Source organism: Draconibacterium sp. (genome assembly GCF_041583095.1).
In the GTDB taxonomy this organism is placed as follows: domain Bacteria; phylum Bacteroidota; class Bacteroidia; order Bacteroidales; family Prolixibacteraceae; genus Draconibacterium.
Map to the genome: position 1 here is coordinate 1 of NZ_JBFHGM010000414.1, position 2,853 is coordinate 2,853.

The 2,853-nt window shown below is 42.6% G+C and carries 2 protein-coding genes; both read right to left on the bottom strand.

The annotated features are described in order from the left end of the window. Nucleotides 1-209: 209 nt before the first annotated feature. Nucleotides 210-1,874 (bottom strand): AMP-binding protein, encoded by a 1,665-nt coding sequence (locus tag ABZB17_RS21975; RefSeq protein WP_372653721.1) that lies wholly within the window; start codon nucleotides 1,872-1,874, stop codon nucleotides 210-212. An 86-nt stretch (nucleotides 1,875-1,960) separates the two neighbouring features. After that, nucleotides 1,961-2,853, bottom strand: an 893-nt coding sequence (locus ABZB17_RS21980) for an S-adenosylmethionine:tRNA ribosyltransferase-isomerase (RefSeq protein ID WP_372653723.1), incomplete at its 5' end; no start/stop codon positions are given.

The following is a 2,853-nucleotide window of genomic DNA, read 5'->3' on the forward strand; positions in this document are numbered from 1 at the left end:
CTATGAATTTGGAAGAAAATTATCTCTGCTGCTTATCTGCAAATCCGGAGGGATTTATCACTTAGTTGGATTTTTGTATCAACAGAACTGCGGATAGTCCTGCAAGGACTAAACGTAAATAACCGTGTGTGAAACGCACGGCAAGAGATGGTGAATGAGTTTCAGCCCTGAAAGGGTTGAACTTATTGCTATTATCGGTAGAAGCCTAATTAGTGATACAAGTAACGTTTGATTTTTTGAGTAGCCGTTTTTATGAAAGGGGTAGGGTGCGAAATAAAATCCTGAACTTTAGAAAACTTGTTCACCCGCGAATTGATATATTGTTTTAATTCGACACTTAACTCTTCAATTTTTTCATCCACGTGATGAGTGATTTCATCCATTTTGTCTCCAAGTTCAGAACGCATTTCTTTTACTTTTTGCTCCAGTTCCTCACGGTTAAAATGAACCAACGCCACGAGTTTTCCCTTTTTCTGAACCACGATCGATTCCACCACATGTCTGAAATTGTTGATGATCGATTCAATTTCCTCAGGATAGATATTTTCGCCGTTGGCACCAACGATCATATTTTTTAACCGGCCTTTGTGGCTTAACCAGCCGTCTTTATCGAAAACACCAAGGTCGCCGGTTTTAAACCAGCCATCTTCGGTTAATACACGTTGTGTTTCTTCCGGATTTTTGTAGTAGCCCAACATCACGTTCGGCCCTTTTGTCCAGATTTCGCCTTCGCCGGTTACCGGGTTCGGATCATGAATTTTCACTTCGCTGTTGATCACCTTTGGACCAATGGCTCTGAAACGTGTTGTTGTCGGATTCGATCCTGCCACAAGTGGGGCTGTTTCGGTTAAGCCATAACCAATAGCATACGGAAATTTGGCATCGCGCAGAAAACGTTCCACTTTGCCATCGAGTTTTGCACCGCCAATGCCAAAAAACTCAAGACGACCACCAAAAGTTTTCATCAGTTTTTTACCGGCCAATCGGTGAACCAACTTTCGTGTTGGTTTAAAACGATGTAACAATCGTGTTACCGCCTTTTTGTTAATCCCCGGTAAAATGCTGCTTTTGTACACCTTTTCGATAATCATCGGAACCGTAAGCATAATATGCGGGCGCAACAATTTTAACGCCGGAAGCAAAACACTCGCCGTTGGCGGTTTGTGCAAATAGGTTACACTCGCGCCTTTGTACATGGCCAGCAAAAATCCGATAGTATTTTCGTAAGTATGCGATAAGGGCAGCACCGATAAAAAGCGAAACTCTTCGCGGATTTCCTGAACAGCAGCCGACTGAACAACATTCGCCAAAATATTCTCTTGCGATAACATTACACCTTTCGAGTTTCCGGTGGTGCCGGAGGTATAAATCAATACCGCAAGCTCATTTTCTTTAGGCTTATAGGCTTTATCGCTGATTGCTTTTTCATCGAAAACCACCGACTTATCTTCAGCTTTTAAAAGGCTGAAATCGTCGATCTTTACGATAACATTCAGCGATGATGCGTCAACATCGTTCAATTTATATTGCAGGCTTGAAGAGATAAACATAGCTTTCGACTCGGAATGTTTGATTACATTCTCAAGTTCCACCGGGCTAAAATCGGGAAGAACAGGAACGGCAACAATTCCTGAGCATTGCAGGGCAAAATAAACAACTCCCCAGTTGGGCATATTTTGGCTGTAGATAATCACCTTGTCGCCCTCGCCAATACCAAGCTTTTCAAAAAACGCCTGAACAGCGGAGATTTTTCTCCCCATTTCTGCGTAAGTCAGGTAGTCGCCATCGATAAAGCCCAATGCTTCATTGTTCGCATAGTTTTTTACTGACTCGGAAATAAAGGAGGAAAAGCTGTCGATTTTATCTCTCTGCATAGTAGCACAAATATGGTTAAAGTTCGCTGTTGTGCAAATATTTCGTCTTAAAAAATGTTAGCGTAAAAGCTTTACTCAAAGGTAGTTTATTTGAGGTAGAGATTGCTATCGCCATAGCTTAAAAAGCGGAAGTCGTTGGCCAATGCATAATCGTAAACTTCTTTCCATTTATTGCCCAAAAATGCGCTGATTAGTAGTAATAACGTACTTTGCGGCTGGTGAAAGTTGGTGAACATTCCGCTGATCAGTTTAAAATCGTAACCCGGCAGAATAATGATCTGCGTAGAAAAACGAATGGCTTTTTCGTTGTTCTCAACCAGAAAATAAATGATATTCTGCAAAGCTTTTTCAATTGAAATCTTTGCGTCGTTTTCGTATGGTTCCCATTGTTTTACTTCCGGGTGAAACGGATTAAAACGTTGTTCTTCCAGTTGCAGGCCAATCCAGTACAAACTTTCGAGCGAGCGCACCGAAGTGGTTCCCACCGCAATAATGTTTTTGGGATTTTCAACAAACGAACGAAGAATCTCAATCGGGATAATCACCTGTTCGTGGTGCATGGTATGGCCCTCAATGGTTTCCGATTTTACGGGCTGAAAAGTGCCGGCTCCCACATGCAGGGTAATTTCGTTGGTGGTAATGTTTTTACCGGCCAGTTTTGCAATTACCGGATCGGTAAAATGCAGGCCTGCGGTTGGTGCTGCCACCGAACCATCTATTTTTGCATAAACGGTTTGGTAGCTTTCTTCGTCGCTTTCTTCGGTGTCGCGGTTCAGGTAAGGAGGAATGGGCAGTTGTCCGATGTGTTCGATAATCTCGGAGAAGTGCACGCCGCCGTTCCACACAAACCGAATGTGAAACGAATTACCTTCCTGTCCAATTTTGGCCGCAGTCAGCTCTATGACTTGACCATCAATTTCAAAAGTTTGACTAAGAAATCCTTCTTTCCATTTTTTTGAATTACCCACCATACATTTCC